This window comes from Micromonospora sp. B006 (assembly GCF_003408515.1).
GTDB classification, from domain to species: Bacteria; Actinomycetota; Actinomycetes; order Mycobacteriales; family Micromonosporaceae; genus Micromonospora; species Micromonospora echinospora_A.
The window spans coordinates 3,007,344-3,032,400 of sequence record NZ_CP030865.1; the positions used below are offsets into that span (position 1 = coordinate 3,007,344).

Sequence of the window (25,057 nt, forward strand, 5' to 3'; positions counted from 1 at the left end):
GTGGTCATCCGGTCGTCTGGCCCGGCCGGTCGGCGCCGGGCGGTCCGGGCAGCGGCGCGGCCAGCCACGCCTCGACCAGTTCGCGCAGCCGGGCGCCCGCGGTGACGCGGATCCGCTCGCCGGCCTCCTCGCCGGCCAGCGAGACATGCCCCGACCAGCCCTGCCACGGGTCGGGCCGCGACTCCACGAGCACGTACGGGTACGGGGTGGGCAGTTTCGGCTTCGGCGGCAGGTCCGGCGCGGCGTCCAGGCGCACCGCGTCCGGGTCGAAGCCCAGCACCGCTGAGCTCTCGTACGCGCCGCCGTGTCCCCGGGCCGGCAGCTCACCGAACATCTCGGCCGTCTCGTCCGGGCCGACGAGCTGGAACCAGTTCACCAGCATCATGCTGGCCCGCTGCCGGCCGGACACCCACTCCATCGCGGCGCGGACGGTGGACATGTTGGCGTCGTGCCCGTTGACCACGAGCACCCGGGGGAAGCCCGCCTCGACGATGCCGGCGAGCACGTCGGCGAGGTAGCCGACGGCGATCTCCGGCCGCAGCGCCACGGTGCCCGGCCACTGCCGGGTCTGGCCCGGGCAGGCGGCGTACGGCGTGGCCGGGAACAGCACCGCCCGGGCGGATCCGGTGGCCAGTTCCCCGGCGAAGCCCTCGGCCAGGATCAGGTCGGTACCGATCGGCAGGTGCGGACCGTGCCACTCGACCGCGCCGACCGGCAGCACCGCCAGGTCGGCAGCTCCGGTCACGGCGGCGAACGCGTGCCCCGGTACCCGGGTGACCGGGAGCAGCCCTCCCCCGGTCCGCCACCGCTCGATCAGTTCGTCCACTGCTCGGCCCTCCGGGTCGCGGTCCGGCTGGTCTCCAGCCGCCCGGAGAACCACATCACCACGAAGATGAGCAGCACCTGGAGCATGCCGTAGGCGGCCGCGGTGCCCAGCTCGAAGCTGTACATCCGGTTGTTGATGGCGACCGAGATCGGCACCGTCGACGAGGTGTAGATGAGCACCGAGGCGACGAACTCGCCGACGCCGTGCACGAACGCCAGCAGCGCGCCGGCGAGCACGCCCGGCAGCATCAGCCGCACGGTGATCGTGTAGAACGCGCGCAGCCAGGAGGCGCCGAGGTTGCGGGCGGCGTCCTCCAGCGACGGGTCGATCAGCGCCAGCGTGGCGGAGCTGGACCGGAACACGATCGGCAGGAACCGCACGAAGTAGGCCAGCGGCAGGATCCAGAACGTGCCGACCAGCACCTGCCCGAAGCTGAACGCGTTGCCGGTGCTGAACGCCGAGATCAGGTTGATCGCCACGACCGTGCCGGGCAGCGCCCAGGCGATCATCACGGCCACGTCGAGCAGGCCGCGCCCGACGAACTTCAGCCGCCGCACCGCGTACGCGACGAGCACGCCGATCACCACGCAGCCGACGACCGCGAGCAGGCTCATCTGCACCGAGTTGAGGATCGGCTCGAACGCCTTGGGGTCGGTGAAGATGGTGACGAAGTTCTCGAACGTGTACGTCGGCGGCAGCACCTCCGTGGTCCAGGACCGGTCCGCGGAGAAGGCGACGAGCGCGATCGCGGCGACCGGGGCGAGCAGGACCAGCGTGGCGAGCACCGAGGCGAGCGGCGCGAGCCAGCGGCCGATCGGGTTGGTGATCTCCCGCCGGACCGCCGAGATGCCCTTGGACTGCGACTGGTAGTTGCGCCGTCCCTCGTACCAGCGCATCGCCAGCAGGAAGATGATCGAGACGATGCCGAGCACCGAGGCGTACGCCGAGGCCATCGGCAGGTCGCCGTTGGTGCGGTTGATGTAGATCTGCATCGTCATGGTCTGGCTGACGTTGAACAGCAGCGGCGCGGTGTAGGACGCCAGCGACGTCATGAAGACCAGCAGCGACGCCGAGATCAGCGCGGGGGTGAGCATCGGCAGCAGGACCGTGCGCCACACGCGGAACCGGCCCGCGCCGAGGTTGTACGCCGCCTCCTCGACCGACGGGTCCATCCCGGCCAGCGCCGCGGACGCGGCCAGGAAGAAGAACGGGTACATGGTGAACGTGTGCACCACGAGCACCCCGGCGATGCCGTCGAAGGCAAGGACCGGCTTCTCGGTGCCGAGCAGCGCCTGCAGGCCGCGCGGCACGATGCCGATGTTGCTGTAGAGCAACTGGAAGGAGACCGCGCCGATCAGCGGCGGCAGGGCCGCCGGCACCAGGATGATCGCCTCGATGAGCCGCCGACCGCGGAAGTGGAACCGCTTGAGCAGGAACGCCATCGTCACGCCGACGATGCCGCAGAGCAGCACGCTCGCGGCCGAGATGAACAGCGAGGTGAACAGCGACTCGCGGGCCACCCCGGAGGAGGAGAGGAACTGGAGGTAGTTGTCCGTGCCGTTGGCGCTCACGCTCTCGCGGAAGGTGGCGAACATCGGCTGAACGACGAAGCCCCAGAGCACCAGGACCAGCGGCAGCACCAGCACGTACGGGAACCACCGGGCGTTGGTCCCGCCGGCCAGGCGCCGGCCGAGGGCCACCGCCCAGCCGGGGGCGGTTCGGGTCGCAGCGGTCACGGCTTGACCACCCAGAGGCGCTCCGGTACGAGCCGCAGACCCACGACGTCGCCGAGCTGGAGGCCGGCCGGCGCGTCGATCAGGGCCGCCATCACCTCGTTGCCGTCGACGTCGACGCTGATGTTGGTGGCCATGCCGGTGAACTCGACGTGGCTGATCCGGCCGCGCATGGCCGCCGTGTCGTCGTCACCGCCGAGCGCGACGTGCTCGGGACGCGCGGAGACGAGCGCGGTGTCGCCCGCGCCGAGCCCGTGCCCGGCGGGGGCGCCGACGTCGATGGTGGCGCCGCCGGGCAGGCGTACCGCGACGCTTGAGTCCGTCGCGCCGGTCACCGGCAGGCTCAGCACGTTGCTGCGCCCGATGAACCGGGCCACGAACGCGTTCGCCGGCTTGTAGTAGATCTCGTGCGGGGTGCCGACCTGCTGGACCCGGCCGGATTCCATGACCGCGATCCGGTCCGACATCGCCATCGCCTCGGCCTGGTCGTGCGTGACGTAGATCGAGGTGGTGCCGCTCTCGCGCTGGATGCGCCGGATCTCGGCACGGGTCTCCTCGCGCAGCTTCGCGTCGAGGTTGGACAGCGGCTCGTCGAGCAGCATGGTGCGCGGGCGGATGACCAGGGCCCGCGCCAGCGCGACCCGCTGCTGCTGGCCGCCGGAGAGCGCGTCGATGCGCCGGTCGCCGTACCCGGAGAGGTGCACCTGGGCGAGCGCCTCCTCGATCCGCCGGGCCTGGTCGGCGCGGGAGACCCGGCGGACCTTGAGCCCGTACGCGACGTTCTGCGCCACGGTCATGTGCGGGAACAGCGCGTAGTTCTGGAACACCATGCCGGTGTCCCGCTTGTTCGGCGTCCAGTGGGTGACGTCGTCGTCGCCGAAGTGGATGTGACCGGAGGTCGGGAAGTAGAAGCCGGCCACCATGCGCAGCGTCGTCGTCTTGCCACAACCGCTCGGCCCGAGCAGCGTGAAGAACTCGCCGGCTCCGATGGTGACGGTGACGTCATCGACCGCCGCGGAGTCGCTCGACTTGGCGAAGCGCTTACTGACCGCCGTCAGTCGGACATCGATCATTTCGTGGTCCTTCCAGGACGGAGCCGGGCCGTGCCGGAGCACGGCCCGGTCCTGAGCGTCTTAGCCCTTGCCCTTGATCTGGGCGTTCCAGTGGGTGATCCAGGCGGTCTCGTTCTTGCCGATCACGTCCCAGTTGACGTCCATCGGCTTGAGGTCGAGCTTGGTCAGCCACTCGGGCTTCTCGGCGATCTCGACCGCGGGGATCTGGAAGTAGTCCTTGGCCAGGCTGGCCCGCAGCGAGTCGTCGAAGAGGAACTCGAGGAACTTCTTCGCGCCCTCGGTGTTGCCGCCCTTGACGGCGGCCACGCCGTCGACGAGCACCGGCGCGCCCGAGGCCGGCATGACGTAGCCGAACGGCATCTTCTCGTTGGCCTGCAGCAGGATGTCCTGGAGGTTCCAGGCGCTGACCACGCCCTGCTCACGCGACATCTTCAGGTAGAGGTCGCTGGGGTTGGCGGCGTACTCGACGGTGTTGGCGTCGAGCTTGCGCAGCCAGTCGTAGCCGGGCTGCGGGTTCGACCCGTCGGGGGTGTAGCGCTGGATCATCGAGGCGTAGATCGAGCGCATGGTGCCGGAGGCGGCCACGTCCCGGATGATGATCTTGTCTTTCCACTTCGGGTCGACCAGGTCGTCCCAGTCCTTCGGCGCGGTCTCCGGGGTCAGCGCCTTGTTGTTGTACATGATGACCTCGGGCAGCAGGATCTCGCCGAACCAGCGGCCCTCGGCGTCCTTGTACCGCGCGTCGATCTTCGAGGCGAACGACGGCTGCCAGGACTCCAGCAGCCCCTCGGACGCGCCCGCGGCGAGACCCTGCTGGGTGCCGCCCCACCAGACCGACGCCTGCGGGTTGGCCTTCTCGGCGCGAACCCGCTCGAGCACCTCCTGGGCGCCCATGTTGAGCACCTCGACCTTGCCCTTGTACTCGGGGTTCTTGGCCGTGAACTGCTCCACGACGTAGTCGGTGACCGACTTGTCGCGGGCGCTGTAGATGACGACCTTCTCGGCCGGCGCGGCGCCGGAGGAGCCGGTGTCCTTGTCGTCGTCGCTGCTGCCGCACGCGGTCACGGCCAGCAGCGCGCTGAACGCGACGGCCAGGGCCAAACGACGTTTCATTGGTACCTCCATTTTGCGGGGGAACTATCGGAAGCGGAGAAAGACGGTGTGCCGGGGGCGCCGGCGGTGTGCGCCGGCTCCCCCGGGGAGGGGGTCGAAGGTCCGCGGGTCGCGCCCGGGGCGGGGCGCGCCGCATCGCGCCGCGACCGGTCGTCCGGGATACGGACGCGGTCGCCGCGACGGTGACTGTGGAGTGGGGTGTCGGGTCGGAGGGCGTCGGGGTCGTCGGGGGCCGGGGTCGGGTGGTGGTCAGGGAAGCGAGGAGCGGGGCACCGCGGCCGAGAGCGCGTAACTGATCGCTCCGTGCAGCACTGCCTGGTCGCCGAGGGTGGCCCGGCGTACCTCGGTGGGAGCCGGGGTCCGGGCGGAGACGAGGGTCTGAAGCTGGTCGAGGGCCGCGTCGTCGAGTTCCGCGGCGGCGCCGCTGAGCAGCACCAGTCCCGGATCGACAACGCAGGCGCAGGAGAGGATGAGCCCGGCCCAGGCGCCGAGGACCTCGTCCAGGTACTCGCGGGCGGGCGCCGACGTCGCGGCGAGCCGGCTCAGCTCCCGTACCGGTGACTCGGGCCGGCGGCCCGGGTTCAGCGCGACGACCCGCTCCGCGATGGCGTTGACCGACCATCGGGCCTCGAAGTCGCCGACGCCGCTGTAGCGGCGCTCGGTCGTGCCGCCCAGCGGCAGGAAGCCGACCTCGCCCGCGGCTCCGCTGGCGCCGCGGCGGACCTTGCCGTCGAGCACGAGGCCGGCGCCGATGCCGTCGGCGACGTGGATCAGCAGCAGGTTCGCCACGTCCGCGCCGGCGCCGGCGACGCACTCACCGGCGGCCATGAGGTTGACGTCGTTGTCGACGACCACGGGTACGCCGAGCCGCCGTTGCACGGATTCGCCGATCGGCCACGCCTCGACCAGTCCGACCGACGGCGCGAGGCGTACCGCGCCGTTGCTGGAGACGCCGGGCACCGCGATCGCGACGCCGCGCAGCGAGGGCAGGTTGTCGCCGACCAGGTCGAGGACGAACTCGCAGACGGTCTCCACCACGTTCGCGCCGAGCCGCGCGACGCGGTGCGCGATGACCGCGCCCTCGCTGTCGGCGATCTCGCAGCTGATCCGGGGCGGCTCCAGCGACACCGCCGCGACGAGTTCGGCGCGGGGGTTGAACTCGAGCATCTCCCGGGGGCGGCCGGTGGTGGGCGCGCCGGGTCCGCGTTCGATGAGGTAGCCCTCGGCGACGAGCTCCCGCACGAGCGCGGTCACCGTGGCCGCCGAGAGGCCGGTCATCTCGGCCAGGTCCACTCGGGACAGCCGCCGGGCCTGCCGGGCGGCCAGAATCACCGAGAGACGCTTGATCTCACGGGACCGCTCACGGCTGACCGGGCTGGTCGGGGCTTTGTCAGACACGCTTTCTTCCTAGTGAGAAAAAAGTGCGGCGTCAAGTAACGAGATGATCTCGAAGCTCCGACCAGGGAAATTTTGGGAAGCCGCAAGCCGGGCGCGCCGGGCCACCCCGACATGGCGCACAAAACTGGGCCGTCGCATCCACATTGGGTACCCAAAGCCGGGCAAAGAGTCCCCTCAGGCCGACGCCGAACGGGAAGCCGAGTCGCTGAGCTGCGCAGATTGTTTCTTCGAATAAGGAAGAAAGTCGTCCGGGCCTATTGACGACGCCTCCGCAAGATCCCTAGGTTACGGCCCGAAGGCCTTCCGGTGGATCGACCCGTTCCCACCGTCTGCACCGCTCACACCGTGACGGTGCGTGTACACCACCATCCCGTTGTCGAGCACCACGACCAGCGAGGACCTCACGGTCCTCAGTGGACAGCTGTCCGCGTCACGACCCGGCGCGAGCCACGTGTCAGCCGGCCCGCGCCGGGCCCGTGACCGTCCCCCAGCCGCAGCACTCTCGCTTCGAGACGAAGAGGTATGCCCATGAGATGGCGCACCACGGCAGCGATCGCCATGTGCGGTCTGCTGTCGTTGGGCCTGGCCACTCCGGCCCAGGCCAACCCCCAGAACGCAGCACCGAAGCCACAGGCCAAGAAGTCCGACAAGCCCGTCGACCTGGACATCATGTTCATCGGCGCGCACCCGGACGACGAGGCGGGCCAGCTCGGCATGCTCGGATACTGGAACGAGTATCACGGCATGAAGGCGGGCGTCATCACCACCACCCGCGGCGAGGGCGGTGGCAACGCCACCGGTCTCGAGGAGGGCCCGGAGCTCGGCATCCTGCGGGAGGCCGAGGAGCGCAAGGCCGTCGGCTGGGCCGGCGTCGAGCACATCTACAATCTGGACGCGCTCGACTTCTGGTACACCGCCAGCGCCCCGCTGACCGAGGAGGTCTGGGGCCACCAGGAGACGCTGTCCCGGATCGTGCGGGTCCTGCGCACCACCAAGCCCGAGGTCATCCTCACGATGAACCCCTCGGCGACGCAGGGCAACCACGGCAACCACCAGAAGGCGGCCATGCTGGCCGTGGAGGCCTTCTACGCGGCGGCCGACCCGAAGGCGTTCCCGGAGCAGATCAAGCAGGAAGGGCTCCAGCCCTGGCGGGTCTCCCGCATCTTCCAGACCGGCGGCAGCGGCACCACCGGCACCAACGGCCCCGCCTGCGAGACCACGTTCACGCCGGCCGAGGCCAGCAACGTCATCTTCGGCACCTGGCAGGGCTACGAGTCGGCGCGGCACGACGGCAACCGGTGGAACACGGTCCAGACCTGGGCCCGCCGGGAGTACGTGTCGCAGGGCTGGGGCAACAGCTCCTTCCCGACGACCAACCCGGACAACATCGGCTGCAACCGGCTGACGCTGATCGACACCCGCACCCCGTACCCGGACCCGAACGTGGGCGCCGGCACCGGCGCGCTGCAGGGCGCCACCCTGCGTGCCCCGGGCGGCCTGCCGCTCGGCACCGAGGTCCACGTGCGTCCGCGCACCTGGGAGGCCGTCAGCGGCCAGCCCATCACGGTGGACACCGTCCTCTACGCCGAGAAGGCCATCCCGGGCGCCAAGGTCACCCTGGACGTCCCGGCCGGCTGGACGGTGACCGGTAACGGCAACGTCGGCACGCTCAGCCCGCGCAAGGAGGTCGTGAAGACCTTCACGGTCACCCCGCCGGCGCAGGTCGAGGTGGGCACCCGCTTCAAGCTCGACGCCACGCTGACCAGCAAGAAGGACGGCAGCGGCACCAGCAGCGCCCGAGTGCAGGGCACCGCTCCGGTGCGCGGCACCCTCGAGCCGCTGGAGGAGATCGCCGACTTCCGCGCCTGGACGGTGCGGAACAAGACGCAGCAGCTCGACGCGCTCATCGAGTCGCTGCTGAACATCCCCAGCGGCGGCACCCGCAGTGTCAAGGTCAACCTGACCAACCACGGCACCCGGGTCCAGTCCGGCACGGCGAAGCTGAACGTTCCCGCGGGCTTCTCCGTGGCCGAGCAGCAGCTGCCGTACAGCGGGCTCCAGCCGGGCGCCACCACCTCGGTGACGTTCACCGTCACGAACACCGACACGTCGCTGCCGACTGCCAACCGGGCGCCGGACAACGGCGCCTACCGGGTGCAGATCGAGACCAGCTACGTCGGTGGCAGCGCCACCGAGCCGGGCGTGTTCAACCTGGTCCCGACCACCACGATCCCGAAGGCCGCCACCGCGCCGACGGTGGACGGTCACGGTCACGACCACGAGTACACCGGCGAGGTCATCGACATCTCCACCCGCTGGGAGGGCACCGCAGCCCCGGCGTCGGACATCTCCGGCACCGCCCAGCTGACCCACACCGACGACGCCCTGTACGCCATCTTCAACATCACCGATGACGTGCTCGGCACCGTCCTGCCGCCGGAGGACTGCAAGCGTCCGCGGCGTAACGACAACATCGAGTTCGGCATCGACCCGCGCGGCAACTCGGCGAACACCTCCACGGTGTTCAACATGGCGCTCTTCCCGGCCACGCGGGACCCGGCCAACGGCAACCCGCCGTGCTTCGCCCGGGAGCGGGACAACCACCAGGGCGGTCCGGAGACCGCGCCGGGTGTGGAGATCGCCTCCGTGGTGACCAGCAACCCGTACACCGGGTACCGGATCGAGGTCAAGATTCCGTTCAGCGTGCTGCCGGACACCATCGACCCGAGCCGGATGGGCCTGAACATCCTGGTCAACGACTCGGACACGCAGGACCTCAGCTCGCAGACCCGGGTCGGCTGGTCGACCTGGAGCGGCGTGCGGGCCGACCCGTGGCGCTGGGGCAACGCGCTCCTGCCGGACCTGCCGGCGAGGCCGTCGGCGCCGAAGGCTCCGATCATGCCCGACACCGCCGCGCTGAGCGTCGACTCGCCGCAGACCCTGCTGCAGTCGGTCTCGGACGGGGTGGCGCCGGGTGGGTACGCCAAGCTGGCGGACAACACCGTGAAGATCAAGAAGGTCACCCACAAGGCCGGCAAGGTCTCGGTGGACCTCCAGGTGAAGAAGGCCGGCACCGCCCGGGCCTTCGTCTGGGACGGCAACCAGGTCGTGGCGCAGGCCCAGGCCAGCCTGCGGAAGGACGGCACCCTCGTCCTGCCGCTGAGCGGGTCGCTCCCGGCCGGCACCTCGCTCCTCGTCTCGTACGAGAGCGGCGGCGCCACCACCGCTCTCGGGAAGACGCTCTCCTGACCGGACGGTGAACGCGTCGACCTGACGCGCTGACGCGATGGGCCGGGCCGTGAGGTCCGGCCCATCGTGCGTCTCCGGGCCGCTCAGCGTTCCGCCGCCGGGACCGGCCGGGGCCGATCGGGCGACGCCGCGGCCGGGGCCCGCCACCAGCGGCGCGAGGCCAGCGCGGCCAGCCCGGCGCCGACGGTGTTGAGCAGGACGTCGTCCACAGAGGAGACGCGGTCGAGCCGCAGGACGTACTGCGCGACCTCGACCAGGATCGAGCAGGCCGCCGCCAGCGCCAGGATCCGCGACACCGACGCCAGGGCCGCGAACCGCAGCGGGCCGAAGAATCCGAGCGCCGCGAACACCAGCAGGTTGCCCACGATCTGGACGGTGACCGTCAGCGGCCCGCCCGCGAGGACGGTGAGCAGGTCCCGCAGCGGCACCAGGCTCACCCGGCCGGGAACCACACCGGCGCCGTCACCCGGCAACATGATCATCCAGACCCACGGCACGGTCCCGTAGACGATGCCCACCTCGGCCAGCGACCGGCGCCAGGCCGGCCCGCCGCCGCGCCGGCGCGCCAGGAGCCACACCACCAGCGCGGCGAACGGCAGCGCGGCCACCGTGATGAGCACGACCCCGTTGATCGTGCCGAGCCAGCCGTGCCACCCCTTGATCACGCCGCCCCACCTTCCGTACGCCGAGGATCCGCTCCCGGCCGGCGCGGGCCGGCTCCCCCGGCTCGCTCAGGGTGCCATCCTGCCCCCGGCGGTCTCACCGTCGGCCACGGGTTGACGCTCCACCTCACTTTTGGTAAGACCTTAACATTATGGATCTCGCCACGCTCTCGGCACGACGCCTCGTACTCACGCTTCACCGCGCCACCACGCTCGTCGACCGCGTCGCTGACACGCACCTGCGGAACACGCACGACGTGACCCTTTCGATGTTCGCCGCGCTGGTGACGATCCACGCGATCGGCCCCGCGCGACAGAGCAAGATCGCCCAAGCCCTCGACGTGTCCAGAGCGGCCGTGACGCAACGCCTGGTCGAGCTCGTCGCGCGCGGGCTCGTCGAGGTCGCTCCGGATGCCACCGACCAGCGCGCGAATCGCGTCGCCGTCACGAGAAAGGGTCGGGAACTCCTCGACGCGGCATGGAAAGGGCTCGCCGAGATCGACGACGGCATCGAGGACGGCGTCGATCTCGAAGCGCTGCAGGGCGCGCTGAACACGCTCGTCGCCAACGCCACACGCCATCTCGCCGGCCAGGAGGTGACGGCATGAGCGTCGCCGCCGTCGTGGCCACCCTCGTGCTCACCGCACTCGCTGCGCTCCAGGTGCTCGTCGCGGCCGGCCGGCCGTACGGGCGGCTGGTATGGGGTGGGCAGCACGAGACACTGCCGCGGCGACTCCGCGTCGGCAGCGCAGTGTCGGTCGTCGTCTACGCCGTCACAGCCTGGGTGTTGCTCGCGCGCGCCGAAATCTTCGGGCCTTCCAGGCCGTTCGTCGGCATCGCGACCTGGGTGCTCTTCGGGTACTTCGCAATCGGGATCGCACTCAACGCAATCTCGCGAAGCCGCGCCGAACGCCTGGTGATGACGCCGGCATGCGTGGTTCTGGCAGCGTGCTCGCTCACCGTCGCTCTCAGCTGAGCCCGACCCCCTGGACCAGCGGCCAGAGTTGCGCGCCGCCGGGATGCGTCGGCTACGGTTCCGACACCGCGCACGGTAATGCGATTGCCACCGGCGGGGAGCCGATTACCGGTTCCGGCCCGTCGATTTCCGCGCACCAATTCGCGTACCGTAACGGCGCCTGGAGCAGCGCGAACGGGGCGCCGCACGCCCGCCATGCGCCGGCAAACAAAGGCTTTCCTAACGAAGGTAAGCCTCATCTTGGTCGGTCCGGAAGTTCGTGCGGGAACGGCTGTCAACCGCCACCGACACCGCATTCCGCTGCTATGGTGAGCATGATCCTCACTTCGGGCGGACAGGTTTGAAGCCCGGCCCGCACGGCTAATACCGAATGGCATTCGAGCACCACGAGGCCGGCCTTTACTTCCGCCGGCCCGCATGACTTGGAGGCACCATGAAGACCCTGTTGCAGTCTCCGCCGGTACGTGAATGCGCCGCCACCGCGTGCAGTTTCAACGACAACGGGTGTCACGCCCCCGCGATCACCGTGGCGGCGAGCGCCGACGCGGCGTCCTGCGCGACGTTCGTCGAGTCGTCGCTGAGCGGCGGGATCGCGGAGGTCACCGGCGCGGTGGGCGCGTGCGCCCGGGCCGAGTGCGTGTTCAACACCAACCTCGCCTGCACCGCCGAGTCGATCACGGTCGGCCCCGGCGCCACGGTCAGCGACTGCCTGACCTACCAGCCCGCCTGACGAAGCGGACACCCACGCCCGGACGGGTCACGACGGTCACCGTCGTGACCCGTCGGCGTTGTGCGGCACCCGACCCGCCGTTGCACAGGTAAGGCTTACCTACTAACGTCTGACCTGGCCGACTTCACCCTTCCCGGCCGAGGAGACAGACATGGCGTTGCACCCCGCCGGGCGTCCGGCCCTGCCGGCCGGCACCGCCCCGGTCGCCACGGGGCCGTCGGCGGTCACCTCCGCGCCCCGCGACGCCGTCGCCGCCCGGTGCGTGCTCACCGCCGCCTCCTCGCTGCGGCTGACACTCGGCGACACCACCGCCGACCTCCTCTCCGCCCACGCCGTCCTCCCCGACGGCACTATCGTCCTCGCCGTCGACGCGATGAGCCGCACCGGCGGCCTGCTGGTGGCCGCGCGGGGGCGCGACGGCGCCGTACGGCTCGACGTGACCCACCTCGCCCCGGTCGCCGTCCGCTCCCGGGTAAGCGCCCGGCTGCGGATCACCGGCACGGCGCGCCGATTCGACCCGGCCGCGCTCGACGCCTGCGACCCGGCCACCGTGATGTCGCTGCTCGACCTGCCGCCGGTGGCGCTGTGGACGATCGAGCCGGACGAGATCGTCCTCGACCGCGCCGCCCGTCCCGTCGCGCTGGACCTCGGCGCGTACCGCGCCGCCCGGCCGGACCCGATCGCCATCGACGAGGCGGCCCACCTTCAGCACCTGACGCGGTGCCACAGCGACCTCCTCGACCGGCTCGGCGCGCTCGTCGACCCCGCCGCCGCCGGATCGACCCGGATCGTCCCGGTCGCCCTCGACGCCGAGGGCATCGTGCTGCGCGTCGAGCGGCCGGACGGCCACGCCGACACGCGGCTGCCCTTCGCCCGCCCGGTCACCGCCGAGGACTGCCTGACCGAGGCGCTGCGGACGCTGCTCGGCTAGCACGTCGGCCGCTCACCTGCCGGTGAGCGTGTGCCGGCCCTTGAGGACCGCGGCCCGACCCGGTAGAAACGGCGGGACCGACGGGAGATCAGCCATGACCGAGGCCGACGGGCAGTTGTCCGCGACGCCACGCACGAGCCTGCGCCGGATGAAGGAGAAGGGGCACCGCGACCGCGCCGCCCTGTTCGACGTGCTCCGGGCCGCCTTCGTCTGCCACCTCGGCGTGCTCGTCGACGGCGCTCCGATGGTGGTGCCGACCGTCTACGGATTCGACGACCGGCACCTCTACCTGCACGGCTCGGTGGCCAGCCGGAGCCTCACCACCGACACCGACGTCTGCGTCACTGTCACCGTGGTCGACGGCCTGGTGCTGGCGCGCTCGGTGTTCGAGCACGGCGTCAACTACCGCAGCGCGATGATCTACGGCCGTCCGCGCTGGGTGACGGACACCGAGGAGAAGCTGCACGGACTGCGGCTGCTCACCGAGCACGTCGCACCTGGCCAGTGGGACCACGCCCGCCGCCCGAACCGGCGCGAGCTGGCGGCCACGGCCCTGCTGGCGCTGCCGCTGGCCGAGGCGTCGGTGAAGACCCGCAGCGGCCCGCCGGACGACGGTGAAAGCCCGGACGCCGCGCTCGGGCTCTGGGCCGGAGAGCTTCCGCTCGTGGCCCGCTGGGAGCAGCCGGTGACCGATCCGGCGCTCCCGCCGACCGCGCCGGTGCCGGCCCACGTGGCCGCCCGCGCGGGCACTCGCGCCGACCGGCGCTGACCGGAGCGCCCGCGCCTGCCACGCGGCCGCCCCGGTCCACCGGTGGCGTCCTACCGCAGTTGACGGGCCACCTCCGCGAGCGGCAGCCGGGGCTGGACCGCCGCGCGGGCGGCCACCACCGCCAGCGCCCGGGGCACGCCCGCGCAGTGGGCGATGATCTGCCGTACCGCCTCGCGTTCGGCGGTGAGGCGACGCTCGCCGAGACGGGCCGCCAGCAGCTCCCACGCCTCGCCGGCGGCCAGCTCGTCCACCACGATCGGACGCGCGGCCTCGCCGACGACCAGCCCGGTGAGGCGGTCCCGGCTGGTCACCACCACCATGCACCCGGGGGCGCCGGGTAGCAGCGGCCGCACCTGGTCGGCGTCGCGCGCGTCGTCGAGCACGATCAGCATCCGGCGCCCGGCGAGCACGCTGCGGTACAGCCCGGCGCGCGCGGCCGGACCGCAGGGAATGCCGCCGGGCACGTCGAGCGCCTCGATGAGGCCGCCGAGCGCCTCCGCGGGGGTCACCGCCGGCCGGCGCGGGTCGCTGCCGCCGAGCTGGACGTACAGCACACCGTCGACGAACCGGGCGGCGGACCGGTGGGCCCAGCGCAGCGCCAGCGCCGTCTTGCCGATGCCGGAGCGTCCGATCAGGACGCACACCACGACACTGGACATCCGCCGCGGTCCGCCGTCGAGCAGCCGGTCGAGTTGCCGCAGTTGTGCCGATCGGCCGGTGAAGCCGGGAATCTCCAGGGGCAACTGCATGGGGCGGATCCGGGCCGGCGCCGGATGGGCCGGCAGGCCGAGCACGTCGCGCAGCAGCCGGACGGTCGCCGGGCGCGGGCGGGTCACCCGCGACGACTCCAGGTTCCGGATGCTCCGGACGCTCAGTCCGGTGCGGGCGGCCAGTTCCTCCTGAGTCAGGTTGGCTCGTCGCCGAGCGGTAGCAATTTCGTCACCCAACGTATCCATGTAGCCGATCACAGCGTCGTCTCCGTACCGGTTCTGGTGGATTCGTGCAGGAGGACCACCACGCCGCGACCACTGAGCGGGCAGTCAGCGGCGCCATTGCCGGTGATCTGCCGGTGAAGCGCCTGTTGGCCAGACGAGGTTAGGTCCACAGTGGGACCGACGCTATCGACCGAAGTCGAATTGCCACTCCGGCAGGCGGCTGGCTCGGCGTCGCAGAAGCACCACTTCCGGTCACTCTCCGCAAACCCTGATCCGTCCGGCGCGCCCGACGGGCGTCGCGCCGTCCAGGAGGACGAACATGCGAAGGTACGTCAGCGACACCGCCGAACTCACCGACGAGTACGGCATCCAGATCGGCCGCTGGACCCAGTACCGCGACCTCGGCCCGTTGCCGTTCGACGCCATGTGGTGCGTGATCCCGCCCGGTGGCAGCAGCAGCGAGGACGTCCACCCCGAGGTCGAGTTCGCCGTGGTGACCCGCGGCACCGCCATCTACGAGGCGGGCGGCGAGAAGGTCGAGGTGCCGACCGGCGGGGTGATCCTGCTCGAACCCGAGCAGCGCCACGTCATCCACAACCCCTCCCCCGAGCAGCCGCTCACCATCCTGAGCATCTACTGGGTGCCGCGCCCCGAGACCGGGCAGCCGGACGCGGGTGACGGGACCGACCGTGGTTGACGGTCCGGCCAGGCGGGGCGCGGTGCTCCTGGTCACGCCGCCGCCGACCCCCAACGGTCCGCTGCACCTGGGGCACCTCAGCGGCCCGTACGTCGCCGGGGACGTCGCGGCCCGCGCGTTGCGCGCCGCCGGCCGCCGGGTGGTGACCCAGTGCGGGCTGGACGCCCACCAGAACTACGTGCTCGCCCGGGCGGAGGCGCACGGCGAGACGCCTGCCGACACCGTCGCCCGCTACGGGTCGCTGATCCACGACGCGTTGCGCGCCGCGCGCATCCGCTACGACGTGATGGCCGACCCGCTGGCCGACGAGGCGTACCGCCGGGCGGTGGCCGACCTGCTCACCGAGCTGGTCGCGGCGAAGGTGGTCGAGGTCGCCCCGGTGTCGCTGCGCGCCTGCGCGGCCTGCCGGCGGACCCTGCACCACGTCCGGGTCGCCGGGCGCTGCCCGGCCTGCGGGGCCGGCGCGAACGGCGGCACCTGCGAGGGGTGCGGCGGGTTCTGCACCGCCGGGAACCTGGTTGACGCGCTGTCGACCTGCTGCGACGCGCCACCGGAGCCGGTCACCCACACGGTGCCGGTGCTGCGGCTGGACGAGCACCGGGAACGGCTCGCCGAGTTCTGGTCAGGGGCGGTGCTGCCGCCCCGGCTGCGCCGGCTCGTCGCGTCGTACCTGGACGGCGGGCTGCCGGAGGTGCCGCTGGCGTACCCGACGGACTGGGGCGTCGAGTGGGACGACGGCCTGCGCATCGACGTCTGGGCCGAGATGGCGCTTGCGAACCTGCTGCTGCCCGCCCGTCACCTGCGGCCGGACGCGGACACGCTGGCCGGGTACCTCGACGCGTGGCGCGACGTGGACGAGCAGTGGATCTTCCTCGGGGTGGACAACGCCTTCTACTACGCGCTGCTCATCCCGGCCCTGCACCTGGCCGCCGGGCTGCCCGACCGGCCGACCGGCCTGGTCGTCAACGAGTTCTACCGGCTCACCGGCGCGAAGTTCTCCACCAGCCGTGGGCACGCGATCTGGGCGCACGAGTTCCTGTCCGGCGAGGACCCCGCAGTGGTGCGGGCGTTCCTGAGCTGGGACCGGCCGGACAGCTACGAGTCCGACTTCCGGCCGGAGGTGTACGAGGCGTTCAAGGCGCGGTACGCGGCGACCCTCGCCGGCGCCGTACCCGGCCTGGACGGTGTGCTCGCCGACGTCGAGCTGACCCGGGGCGAGCAGGCGCTGCGCCTGGCGCACTTCGACCCGGCCACTGTCGTCCGGGCGGCGCTGGCCGCGTACCCCGGTGATCCGGACCGGGCGGCCCGCCTGCTCGGCGTCGTCGGCGGCGCGGAACCGGCGGCCTCCGATGGGTGAACCCCGGGTGCTCGTCGTCGGCGCCGGCCTCGCCGGCGTCCTGCTCGCCCGGCGACTGCGGGACGCGGGCGCCGAGGCGGTGCTGATCGGCCCGCACGGCGGCGGCCCGCACGGCCGGCCCGCCGACGCCACCGCCGCCTCCGGCGGGCTGGTACGCGCCTTCGAGCCCGATCCGGCCGCCCGGTCCCTGGCCACCGCGAGCCTCGCCGAACTGCTGGACGACCCGGCCCTCGCCACTGCCGCCGGGTGGCGGACCACCGGCTCGCTCTACCTGCTCGACGCCGGGGCGGCGGCCGACGTGGCCGGGGCCGAGGTGCTGACCCGCGACGAGGTCGCCCGGCGGTTCGGCTTCGACCGGCTGCCGGACGGCACGGTGGCGGTCTGGGAGCCCGGGGCCGGCTACCTCGACCCGGACCGGTTGCGCCGCAGCGTCCTGCGGGGCCTGGCCCGGACCGAGACCACGCCGGTGGCCCGCCTCGGCGACGGCGCGGTCGAGCTGCGCGACGGCCGCCGGCTCACCGGCGACCTCGTCGTCGTGGCGGCCGGGGCCTGGACGCCAGGCCTGCTCCGCGCCGCCGGGCTGCCGACCACGTTGCGCACCAAGCACATCCAGTACGCCCACCTCCGCACCGGCCGGGCCGACCTGCCGTGTTTCGTCGACGAGACGAGCGGCCTGTACGGGCGGCCCGCCGGTCCGGGGCGCGTCCTTCTCGGACTGCCCAGCGACCGCTGGGACGTCGACCCGCCGGCGCCCGCGCCGGACACCGGGCTGGCGGCGCGGGTCCTCGCGGCCGCCGCACGGCGGCTGCCCGGCCTGGACCCGCGCCCGGACGGCCCGCCGGTCAGCGCCGCCGACTGCTACAGCGACCCGCCCGGCCTGGCCCTGCGCGCCGTGGCCGGCACCGTGCACACCTTCACCGGCGGCAGCGGCGGCGCCGCCAAGACCGTCCTGGCCGCCAGCCGGCTCGCCGCCACCGCCCTGCTGAACTCCCGATCCGCGATCCGTGTCCCGCACGGCTAGACACAGAGGCAGACTGATGACGCAGACCTATCACACAGTGGGAATCGGCGCGGGGCCGGCGAACCTGAGCCTCGCCGCGATGTACGACGCGCTCGCGCCGCACGACATCGCGCTGTTCGAGGCGCGGGACCAGCCGGGCTGGCACGACGGGATGCTGCACAGCGGCGTACGCATGCAGACCGGCTGGGTCAAGGACCTGGTCTCGCTCTACGACCCGACGCACCCGCTGTCGTTCCTCAACTACCTGGTCACCACCGGCCGGGTCTACGCCCTGCTGGGCGCCGGCTTCGACACCATCCCCCGGATCGAGTACCAGCAGTACCTGGTGTGGGCGGCGGAACAGTTGCCGCGCATCACCTACGGCACCCGCGTCGACCGGGTCGAGTTCGACGGCGCGATCGTCAGCCGCAGCGGCGGCACGGAGGTCGCCCGCTCCCAGCACCTGGTGCTCGGCAGCGGGACCGTCGCTTTCGTACCGGACTTCCTGGACGCCCTGGATCCCCGGCACCTGTTCGTCGCCGACGAGCTGAACCGGCGCCTGACCGGCGTGCCCGACGAGCCGGACCTGCCGTGGATCGTGATCGGCAGCGGCCAGACCAGCGCGGAGTGCGTCGCGGCCCTGCTCGCCCGCGGCTGCCGCGACATCAAGTGGATCGGGCGGCGGTCCTGGTTCGCGCCGCTGGAGGACTCCCCCTCGGCGAACGACCTGTACCGGCCCGCCTACCAGGAGGCGTTCCTCAACCTGTCCCGCGACGTGCGGGAACGGCTGGTCTCCGGGCAGATCCTGACCAGCGACGGCATCTCCCCCGGCACGCTGCGCGGCGTCTACCAGCACAACTACGAGGAGCGGCTGCGGACCGGACGGTTCCCGGTCACGATCATGCCGAGCCGTACCGTGACCGGCGCCCGGCAGCTCGACGGGGAGGTCGAGCTGGAGTGCCTCACCGCCGGCAGCGGCGAGGAACGGCACCGGGCGGTGAACGTGATCGTCGCGGCGGGACGGCGGCTGGCCCCGCTGCCCTTCGATCCGGAGCTGTCCGCGCTCATCGACGTGGACGAGCGCGGCGAACCGGTCATCGAGTCGGACTACTCGATCCGGTGGAAGCACGCCGACGACCACAAGATCTTCGTGCTGAACCGGGGGCGGTACGTGCAGGGGCTCGTCGACTCCAACCTGAGCATCCTGCCGATCCGCAGCGCGATGATCCTGAACTCGATCGCCGGCCGCACGGTCTGCCGGTTCCGTGACGACTACGTGAGCACCCGGTGGGCGTGAGCGCGATGACGACATTCGACTACGACGGCCGCGTCTTCGTCTCGGTGGACCACGACGCCGGTGACGGCGCCGAGCCGCTGCGGGGGCACTACCACCAGCGTGGCGACCTGGTCTGGGCGGAGATCACCGGCGGCCCGGTCCGGCACGGCCGGCTGGCCGGCACCTGCGACGCGCAGGGCGTCGTGCGCTTCGCCTACCTGGAGGTGCTCACCGACGGCACCATAGTCATCGGCGAGTGCGAGTCCCGGCCCGAACGGCTGCCGGACGGCCGGATCCGGCTGCGGGAACAGTGGCGCCGGCACGGACCACGCCAGGACAGCGGCGTCTCCGTCATCGAGGAGGCAGCGCCGGCGCTCGCCGGAGGACAGGAGAGCCGGCGTCGTGTCTGACATCCAGATCATCAGTTTCGTCGCCGCCAGCCTGCTCATCATCATCGTGCCGGGCGTCGACTTCGCGCTCGTCACCCGGCAGACCGTCAGGTACGGCCGGCGGGCCGGGTTCGTGGTGCTGGCCGGGCTGTTCGTCGCCGCGCTGGTGCACGCGTCGTTCGCGACCGCCGGCCTGTCCGCCCTGCTGGTCTCCTCGCCGACGCTCTACACGGTGCTGCGCGTCGCCGGCGCGCTGTACCTGCTCTACCTGGGCGGCACGATCCTCTGGGCGACCCGGCCGCGCCGGACGGTCCCGGCGGCGCAGCCGGTCACGGTCGGCGCGGGCGGCGCCGGGCCGGACACGGACACCGGCCCCGCGCCGGTGCCGGACACTCCGGCCGCCGACGAGCCGCACGTGGCCCGCCGCTCGTTCGTCATGGGCGTCACCAGCCAGCTGCTGAACGTCAAGGTGGTCGTCTTCTACGTCTCGTTCGTGCCGCAGTTCGTCAAGCCCGGCGACGGGGCGGCGGCCCGTACGGCGGTGCTCGCCGCCACGTTCATCGGCCTCGCGGTGCTCTGGTGGGCCTGCTACATCATGCTCATCGACAGGTTGCAGCCCTGGCTGACCCGGCCGTCCGTGCTGCTGGTGATCGAACGGCTGACCGGGCTCATCCTGATCGTCCTGGCGATCCGGATCGCGCTGAGCCGGTGAGCGACGACGGCGCCCGCCGAACGCGGCGGGCGCCGTCGGTCTCACTGGTTGCGGGGGCGGTGGGCGACGGTGAGGACGTGGGTGGTCGGCCAGTCCAGCGGCCGGCCGTCGAGGTCGGTGAGGGACGCGACTGGCGCGATCCGGTTGTCGATCACCCACTGGTTGCGCACCGGCGCCGAGGCCGGGCCGATCTCGAACCCCGCCTCGGTGAGCAGGTCCGTCCAGTCGGCGAAGCTCAGGCCGCAGAACTGCTCCTGCGTCTCCGACAGCCAGTTGTCCGTGTAGTCCTTGCGGGTCAGGTAGTCCATCGCGGCGCCCAGCGCCAGGCGTACCGCGCCGTCGGGGAGCGGCTCGTAGTCGAAGCCGAACGCGAAGTCGACGGCGAACTGGTCCAGCCGCGCCCGCGTCGACAGCCCGCCGACGTAACGCCGGACCTCCGCCGAGGTCAGCTCGGCGAGGTCGGTGCGGGGCGCGGCGGGGTTGTCGCCGTCGTCGGTGGACAGTCGCAGGAGCACCTGCCGCCGGGGGTCGTCCGGACCGCACACGTCGCTGTTGATCCAGACGCCACCGGGCACCGTGTGGTCGTGGATGCGGAGGGCGAACTGCAGCAGCGACTCCCGCCGCCGCCCGTACGACCAGATCTCGTGGGTCAGCGCGAACGTGAGCGTGGTGTCGACCGAGCGGTCCTTGAACACCGCTCCGCCGAGGACGTTGCGGTGGAAGAAGTAGACGTTGGCGTTGCGGAACACGCCCTGCGCCTTCTTGTGCAGGCACTCCTGGTAGAGGTGGCGGGCGACCTCCACGCCGATCAGGTCGCTCTCGCGCAGCGCGGCCTCCCGGTCGGCCAGTTCCAGGACCGCGCCCGCGCCGCAGCCGATGTCCACGATGCGTCCGGGCTGCACGTACCGGCGTACCGAGTCCCACTTGCGCTGCGCGGCCGTGGCGAACGCCTCGACGTAGGTCCGGTAGTCGCGGGTCACTGTGAGACCGCCCTCGTCGCCGACGAGCGGGTCGTTCACCACCGACCGGATCGACTCGACCAGGCGGTAGCGCTCGAACACGTCGATGGTGGCCGGGTGGGTGAGCGCGCGCCAGGTCTCGTCCCCGGCGGCCAGGCGCAGCAGCACGTCCCACGGCCGTTCGGGCGGCTCGGGCAGGTCCGGGTCCGCCTCGACCTGCGCGATCGAAAAGCCGAGCTGCTCGTACAGCTTCGCGACCTCCGGCGTGGAGCAGGCCAGCACGGTGTCGGCGGGGGTGAGTTCGAGCCCGGTGGCCACCGCGATGGACTTCAGCGTCACCTCGGCGAACGCGTCGGTGTACGCGGTGTCGAAGATCGGCACCACCACCGAGCGCAGCCCGCTCAGCACGCTGAATCGTTCGATCGCGGCCTCCCGCCGGTGGTACGGCACCGGGTTGCGCCTGGTGTTCTCGTGGTTGGCCGACGTCACCGCCCAGACCACTGTGGCGTCGTCCCCGGCCAGCCGCCGCAGGTAGCCGGCCTGGAACCGGGTCAGCAGGTGGTGCCGCCCCGGGAAGAGCACGAAGCGGGCCGGCGCGTCGGTCATGTTCCCCTCACCTGGGCCGATGGGCGGTGAGCGATCATACCGGGACGCTCCAGGAGCGCCACAGATGCCCGTACCGGCCGTCGGCGGCGAGCAGTTCCGAGTGCGTGCCCTGCTCCACGATCCGCCCGTGGTCGAGCAGGACGATCCGGTCGGCGGCGACCGCCTGGCTGAGCCGGTGCGCCACGATCAGCGTGGTCCGTCCCTCGGTGGCGGCCAGCGCCGCCCGGTCCAGGTCACGCGCTCCGGCGCTGCCGGCCTCGGCGGTGGCCTCGTCCAGCACGGCGACGGCGGGCGCGGCCAGTACCAGCCGGGCCAGGGCGACCTGCTGGGCCTGCGCGGCGGTGAGCCGGTGGCCGCCCTCGCCGACCGCTGTGGCCAGCCCGTCCGGCAGCGCGCGCAGCCAGGTGGTGGCGCCGACCCGGTCCAGCGCGTCGAGCAGTTCGGCGTCGGTGGCGTCCGGGGCAGCCAGGCGCAGGTCCTCGGCGAGCGGTCCGGCGAAGACGTGCACCTCCTGGCTGACCAGCGCGACGTCGCGCCGCACGGCGTGCTCGCCCCGCTCGGTCAGCGGCACGCCGCCCAGGCGTACCGACCCGTCGGTGGGCGCGATGATCCCGGCGGCGATGCCGGCGAGCGTGCTCTTGCCCGCGCCGCTGGCGCCCACGAGCGCGACCCGCTCGCCCGGGGCCAGGCGCAGGTCGACGTCGGCCAGGACCAGGGGGCCGTCGTCGTCGTAGCGGTGGCGGCGGACCGTGACGTCCAGCGCCGCCGGGCCGCGCCGCCCGGCCGCCGACGGCGCGGGCCCGGACGGGGCGGTGTCGGACGGGGCGGTGTCGGGCAGCGTGGCCACGCCGACCAGCCGGGCGAGGCTCGCGCCGGCCTGCAGCACCGAGTCGGACTCCATCAGCAGCAGGCCGATCGGGTTGAACAGCCGATGGAAGTAGAGCGCGGCGGTGGTCGCCGCACCCACTGTGACCAGGTCGGCGCGGACCAGGAAGAACCCGGCGACGAGCACCGCGGCCAGGCCGAGGAACTCCGACCTGTTGATCCGCAGCCCGAAGCGGGTGTGCAGGTTGAAGATCTCCAGCGACAGGTCGCGCGCCACGCCGGAGCGCTCGGCGATCGCCGCGACGTGCGCGTCCTCGGTCCGGTACGCGCGCACGGTGGCCGCGCCGCGCAGCGCGCCGGCCATCGCCTGCGTCCGCTCGCCGGTGGCGACGCGCTCGCGGGCGTAGTACGGCGCCGACCGGCGCAGGTACCAGCGCAGCGCCAGCGCGTAGGCGGGCGCGGCGACCAGCCCGGCGAGGCCCAGCCGCCAGTCGAGCGCGACCAGCCCGAACACGGTCAGCACCACGGACAGCAGCGCGCCGACGAACGCCGGGCCGCTGACCGCGATCACGTTCGTCACCACCGCCACGTCGTCGCCGACCCGGGCCAGCAGGTCGCCGGTGCCGGCCCGTTCCAGCGTCGCCGAGGGCAGGTGCAGCGCCCGGTCGAGGACCCGCTCGCGCAGCCGGGCCAGCACCGTCTCCCCCAGGCGGGACGCGAGCGCGGCCCCGGCGGCGGTGAGCAGTCCGGTGAGCACTGCCGCGCCGGCGATCACCGCCACCCGGCCGGCGATCCGGGAGACCGGGGCGTCGGCGATGACGTCGTCGACGAGGCGGCCGAGCACCCAGGGCGCGACCAGCCCGCCGGTGGCGGCGGCGACGAGCACGGCGGTCGCGGCGGCGCTGAGGCCGGGCCGCCGGCGGAACTCCGCGCCGAGCGTCGTCCAGGTCCGCCGGGCGGTCGCGGTGGGCAGCAACACCCGGGTGGGTTCGGCGGTACGCGGGTCAGCGGTCACCGCAGTGTCTCCTCGCGGTAGCGGGCGTCGGTGGCCAGCAGGTGCTCGTGCGTCCCCTCGGCGGTCACCCGGCCGTCGGCGATCACCACCACCCGGTCGGTGATCCGCAGCAGGGCGGGGCTGCTGGTGACCAGCAGCGTGCCCCGGGGCGCTTCGCGGCGCGCGCCGGCCAGTCCGTCGGCGAGTTGGGCCTCGGTGGCCGCGTCCACGGCGGTGGTGGGGTCGTGCAGCACCAGCACCGGCGGGTCGGCGTGCAGCGCCCGCGCCAGCCCGAGCCGCTGGCGCTGCCCGCCGGAGAGGTTGGCGCCCCGCTCGACGAGCCGGTGGCCGAGGCCGCCGGGGTGCGCGTCGACCACGTCGTCCGCCGCGGCCGCCCGGACCGCGGCGCGCAGGCGCCCCTCCTCGGTCCTGCTCCCGGCGGCGAGGTTGGCGGCCACGGTTCCCTCGAACAGCGTCACGTCGTGCGGCTCGACCAGGACGGCGCCGCGCAGCGCGTCGACGTCCAGGTCCTCGGCGGGTACGCCGTCGACGCGTACCGTGCCCCGGCGCCGGTCCGCGGGCACCCGCCCGGACAGCAGCGCCACCAGCGCGTCCGCGTCGGCCGGGTCGTACGCCAGCACGCCGACGATCTCTCCCGGGTCGACGCGCAGGCACACCCCGTCCAGCGCGGCGTGGCCGACGTGGTCGAGGACGAGCCGCGGCCCGTCCGTGCGGTCCGGCCGGGGCGCGCTGCCCGGCCGGGTCAGCGGCTCGGCGCCGAGCACGCGCCCGACCCGGGCGGCGGAGGCGCGGGCCATCGCGAACAGCTGCACGCAGTAGCCCAGCGTCTGCACCGGCTCGGCGACGAACTGCGCGAGCCCGACCACGGTGACCAGCTCGCCGATGGTGAGCCGGCCGCGCAGCGCGAGCCAGCCGGCGACCCCGGCGACGGCGGCGAGGAAGAGGCCGTTCGCGGCGGTGGTGAGCCCGAGGTGCAGGCCCTTGGTGTTGGCGGCGCGCAGCGTCACGGCGAGGGCGCGTCGGCTGGCCTCGGCGTACCGGCCGGCGGCGTGGTGCTGGGCGCCGATGCCGCGCAGCACGCGCAGGCCGGAGACGAGGTCCACGGCGAGCGCCGTGGTCTCCGCGAGGGCCTCCTGCTGGGAGGCGCTGCGCCGGGACAGCAGCGGCGCCATCCGTTGCAGCGCCAGGACCAGCACCGGTACGCCGATGAGCACGCCGAGTCCGAGCGGGACGTCGATGACCAGCAGCGCGACCGCGGCGACGGTCAGCGCGCTCACCGCGGCGACGCCGAAGCCGGCCACCCGGACCACGTACGCGGAGAGTTCGGCGTCTGAGGCGGCGACCGAGAGCAGTTCGCCGTCGCGCAGGCCGGAGCGGTGCCCGCGCGGGTCGAGCGCGCGCTCGGCCAACTCGACCCGCAGCAGGTGCGCCTCCCGCTCCACTGCCGCGAACGCCTGGCGTGCGCCGTTGCGGTAGGCGAACGCCAGCACGGTGAACAGGGCGGCGAGGCCGGCGACGGAGTACGCGAGCGCCCACGGGTCGCCGGTCACCACGGCCCGGTCGATGATGACGCCGATCGCCACCGGCACGAGCGCCTCGGTGACCTGGTGCAGCCCGAGCAGGGTCACGCCGATCAGCACCGGGCGGCGCTGGCGGCGCAGCGCCTGGCGGAGCACGTGCCGGGCGGTGACGGCGCTGCCGGGGGGAAGCGGGGACACGAGGGGATGCCTCCAGTGCTGTGAAGTGAGGACAGCCTAACCTCAGCTTCACGGGTGGCCGAACCGCCGGGGGTGGCCGGGCTCACCACGCGCTCCGCCAGCGGGGTG

Annotated in this window: 22 protein-coding genes; 12 read left to right on the forward strand and 10 right to left on the reverse strand. The window is 72.7% G+C overall.

The genetic code is table 11. The features are described from left to right. Positions 1-4: 4 nt before the first annotated feature. The 5 genes from MicB006_RS14240 to MicB006_RS14260 form a co-directional block, all read right to left on the reverse strand. Positions 5-826 carry a creatininase family protein gene (locus MicB006_RS14240; RefSeq protein WP_116506672.1) on the reverse strand — a complete coding sequence of 274 codons (822 nt, stop codon included), beginning with the start codon at positions 824-826 and terminating at the stop codon, positions 5-7. After that, a complete protein-coding gene (locus tag MicB006_RS14245; RefSeq protein ID WP_073827978.1) occupies positions 814-2,562 on the reverse strand; it encodes an iron ABC transporter permease in 1,749 nt (582 codons plus the stop codon). The genes MicB006_RS14240 and MicB006_RS14245 overlap by 13 nt, the downstream gene beginning before the upstream one ends. Beyond that, positions 2,559-3,632: an ABC transporter ATP-binding protein gene (locus tag MicB006_RS14250; protein ID WP_073827977.1), complete on the reverse strand. Its 1,074-nt coding sequence runs from the start codon at positions 3,630-3,632 to the stop codon at positions 2,559-2,561. Before MicB006_RS14250 ends, MicB006_RS14245 begins: the two co-directional genes overlap by 4 nt. Positions 3,633-3,692: 60 nt before the next feature. Next, on the reverse strand, positions 3,693-4,745 hold the full coding sequence (locus tag MicB006_RS14255; protein ID WP_116506674.1) for an extracellular solute-binding protein: 1,053 nt from the start codon (positions 4,743-4,745) through the stop codon (positions 3,693-3,695). Positions 4,746-4,994: 249 nt separating this feature from the next. Continuing rightward, positions 4,995-6,143, reverse strand: coding sequence for an ROK family transcriptional regulator (locus MicB006_RS14260; protein WP_116506676.1), 1,149 nt, complete (start codon positions 6,141-6,143; stop codon positions 4,995-4,997). A gap of 528 nt (positions 6,144-6,671) precedes the next feature. Between MicB006_RS14260 and MicB006_RS14265 the strand changes: the two genes are divergently transcribed. Next, on the forward strand, positions 6,672-9,392 hold the full coding sequence (locus tag MicB006_RS14265; protein ID WP_116506678.1) for a sugar-binding protein: 2,721 nt from the start codon (positions 6,672-6,674) through the stop codon (positions 9,390-9,392). Between the two features lie 83 nt (positions 9,393-9,475). On the opposite strand, the gene MicB006_RS14270 is transcribed toward MicB006_RS14265, so the two are convergent. Next, on the reverse strand, positions 9,476-10,057 hold the full coding sequence (locus tag MicB006_RS14270; protein ID WP_116506679.1) for a VanZ family protein: 582 nt from the start codon (positions 10,055-10,057) through the stop codon (positions 9,476-9,478). Positions 10,058-10,206: 149 nt separating this feature from the next. On the opposite strand from MicB006_RS14270, the gene MicB006_RS14275 reads away from it, so the two are divergent. The 5 genes from MicB006_RS14275 to MicB006_RS14295 all read left to right on the forward strand — a co-directional run bounded on the left by MicB006_RS14275 (position 10,207) and on the right by MicB006_RS14295 (position 13,460). After that, positions 10,207-10,662, forward strand: coding sequence for a MarR family winged helix-turn-helix transcriptional regulator (locus MicB006_RS14275; RefSeq protein ID WP_116506681.1), 456 nt, complete (start codon positions 10,207-10,209; stop codon positions 10,660-10,662). Then, positions 10,659-11,030, forward strand: a complete 372-nt coding sequence (locus MicB006_RS14280; protein ID WP_116506683.1) for a hypothetical protein — start codon at positions 10,659-10,661, stop codon at positions 11,028-11,030. The genes MicB006_RS14275 and MicB006_RS14280 overlap by 4 nt, the downstream gene beginning before the upstream one ends. A 433-nt stretch (positions 11,031-11,463) precedes the next feature. Next, the gene (locus MicB006_RS14285; RefSeq protein WP_013286940.1) at positions 11,464-11,760 is read left to right on the forward strand and encodes a DUF1540 domain-containing protein; all 297 of its coding nucleotides are present in this window, start codon (positions 11,464-11,466) and stop codon (positions 11,758-11,760) included. Positions 11,761-11,911: 151 nt separating this feature from the next. Beyond that, positions 11,912-12,691, forward strand: a complete 780-nt coding sequence (locus MicB006_RS14290) for a DUF2470 domain-containing protein (RefSeq protein ID WP_116506685.1) — start codon at positions 11,912-11,914, stop codon at positions 12,689-12,691. Between the two features lie 94 nt (positions 12,692-12,785). Beyond that, positions 12,786-13,460: a pyridoxamine 5'-phosphate oxidase family protein gene (locus MicB006_RS14295; RefSeq protein ID WP_116506686.1), complete on the forward strand. Its 675-nt coding sequence runs from the start codon at positions 12,786-12,788 to the stop codon at positions 13,458-13,460. A 50-nt stretch (positions 13,461-13,510) separates the two neighbouring features. Here the strand turns inward: MicB006_RS14295 and MicB006_RS14300 are convergent, their stop codons facing one another. After that, entirely contained in the window at positions 13,511-14,416 is a 906-nt protein-coding gene (locus MicB006_RS14300) for a helix-turn-helix domain-containing protein (RefSeq protein ID WP_225980748.1), read from the reverse strand. Positions 14,417-14,714: 298 nt separating this feature from the next. Between MicB006_RS14300 and MicB006_RS14305 the strand changes: the two genes are divergently transcribed. From MicB006_RS14305 to MicB006_RS14330, 6 genes are read left to right on the forward strand one after another with little or no spacing between them, the layout of a single operon-like run. After that, positions 14,715-15,092 (forward strand): cupin domain-containing protein, encoded by a 378-nt coding sequence (locus tag MicB006_RS14305; RefSeq protein WP_116506688.1) that lies wholly within the window; start codon positions 14,715-14,717, stop codon positions 15,090-15,092. Continuing rightward, positions 15,085-16,449, forward strand: a complete 1,365-nt coding sequence (locus tag MicB006_RS14310) for a class I tRNA ligase family protein (RefSeq protein WP_116511431.1) — start codon at positions 15,085-15,087, stop codon at positions 16,447-16,449. Before MicB006_RS14305 ends, MicB006_RS14310 begins: the two co-directional genes overlap by 8 nt. Then, complete coding sequence (locus tag MicB006_RS14315; protein ID WP_116511433.1) at positions 16,442-17,470, forward strand: FAD-binding oxidoreductase; 1,029 nt, start codon at positions 16,442-16,444, stop codon at positions 17,468-17,470. Before MicB006_RS14310 ends, MicB006_RS14315 begins: the two co-directional genes overlap by 8 nt. Before the next feature lie 16 nt (positions 17,471-17,486). Continuing rightward, positions 17,487-18,746 carry a SidA/IucD/PvdA family monooxygenase gene (locus MicB006_RS14320; protein ID WP_116506690.1) on the forward strand — a complete coding sequence of 420 codons (1,260 nt, stop codon included), beginning with the start codon at positions 17,487-17,489 and terminating at the stop codon, positions 18,744-18,746. Positions 18,747-18,751: 5 nt separating this feature from the next. Further along, a complete protein-coding gene (locus MicB006_RS14325; RefSeq protein WP_225980749.1) occupies positions 18,752-19,135 on the forward strand; it encodes a hypothetical protein in 384 nt (127 codons plus the stop codon). Further along, on the forward strand, positions 19,128-19,826 hold the full coding sequence (locus MicB006_RS14330; RefSeq protein ID WP_073827955.1) for a LysE family translocator: 699 nt from the start codon (positions 19,128-19,130) through the stop codon (positions 19,824-19,826). Before MicB006_RS14325 ends, MicB006_RS14330 begins: the two co-directional genes overlap by 8 nt. A 41-nt stretch (positions 19,827-19,867) precedes the next feature. Here the strand turns inward: MicB006_RS14330 and MicB006_RS14335 are convergent, their stop codons facing one another. The 3 genes from MicB006_RS14335 to MicB006_RS14345 are packed head-to-tail and all read right to left on the reverse strand — an operon-like array spanning position 19,868 to position 24,949. Beyond that, positions 19,868-21,391, reverse strand: coding sequence for a class I SAM-dependent methyltransferase (locus tag MicB006_RS14335; protein ID WP_116506694.1), 1,524 nt, complete (start codon positions 21,389-21,391; stop codon positions 19,868-19,870). A 34-nt stretch (positions 21,392-21,425) separates the two neighbouring features. After that, positions 21,426-23,231 carry an ABC transporter ATP-binding protein gene (locus MicB006_RS14340; protein ID WP_116506696.1) on the reverse strand — a complete coding sequence of 602 codons (1,806 nt, stop codon included), beginning with the start codon at positions 23,229-23,231 and terminating at the stop codon, positions 21,426-21,428. Continuing rightward, entirely contained in the window at positions 23,228-24,949 is a 1,722-nt protein-coding gene (locus tag MicB006_RS14345; RefSeq protein ID WP_116506698.1) for an ABC transporter ATP-binding protein, read from the reverse strand. The genes MicB006_RS14340 and MicB006_RS14345 overlap by 4 nt, the downstream gene beginning before the upstream one ends. Positions 24,950-25,057: the final 108 nt, after the last annotated feature.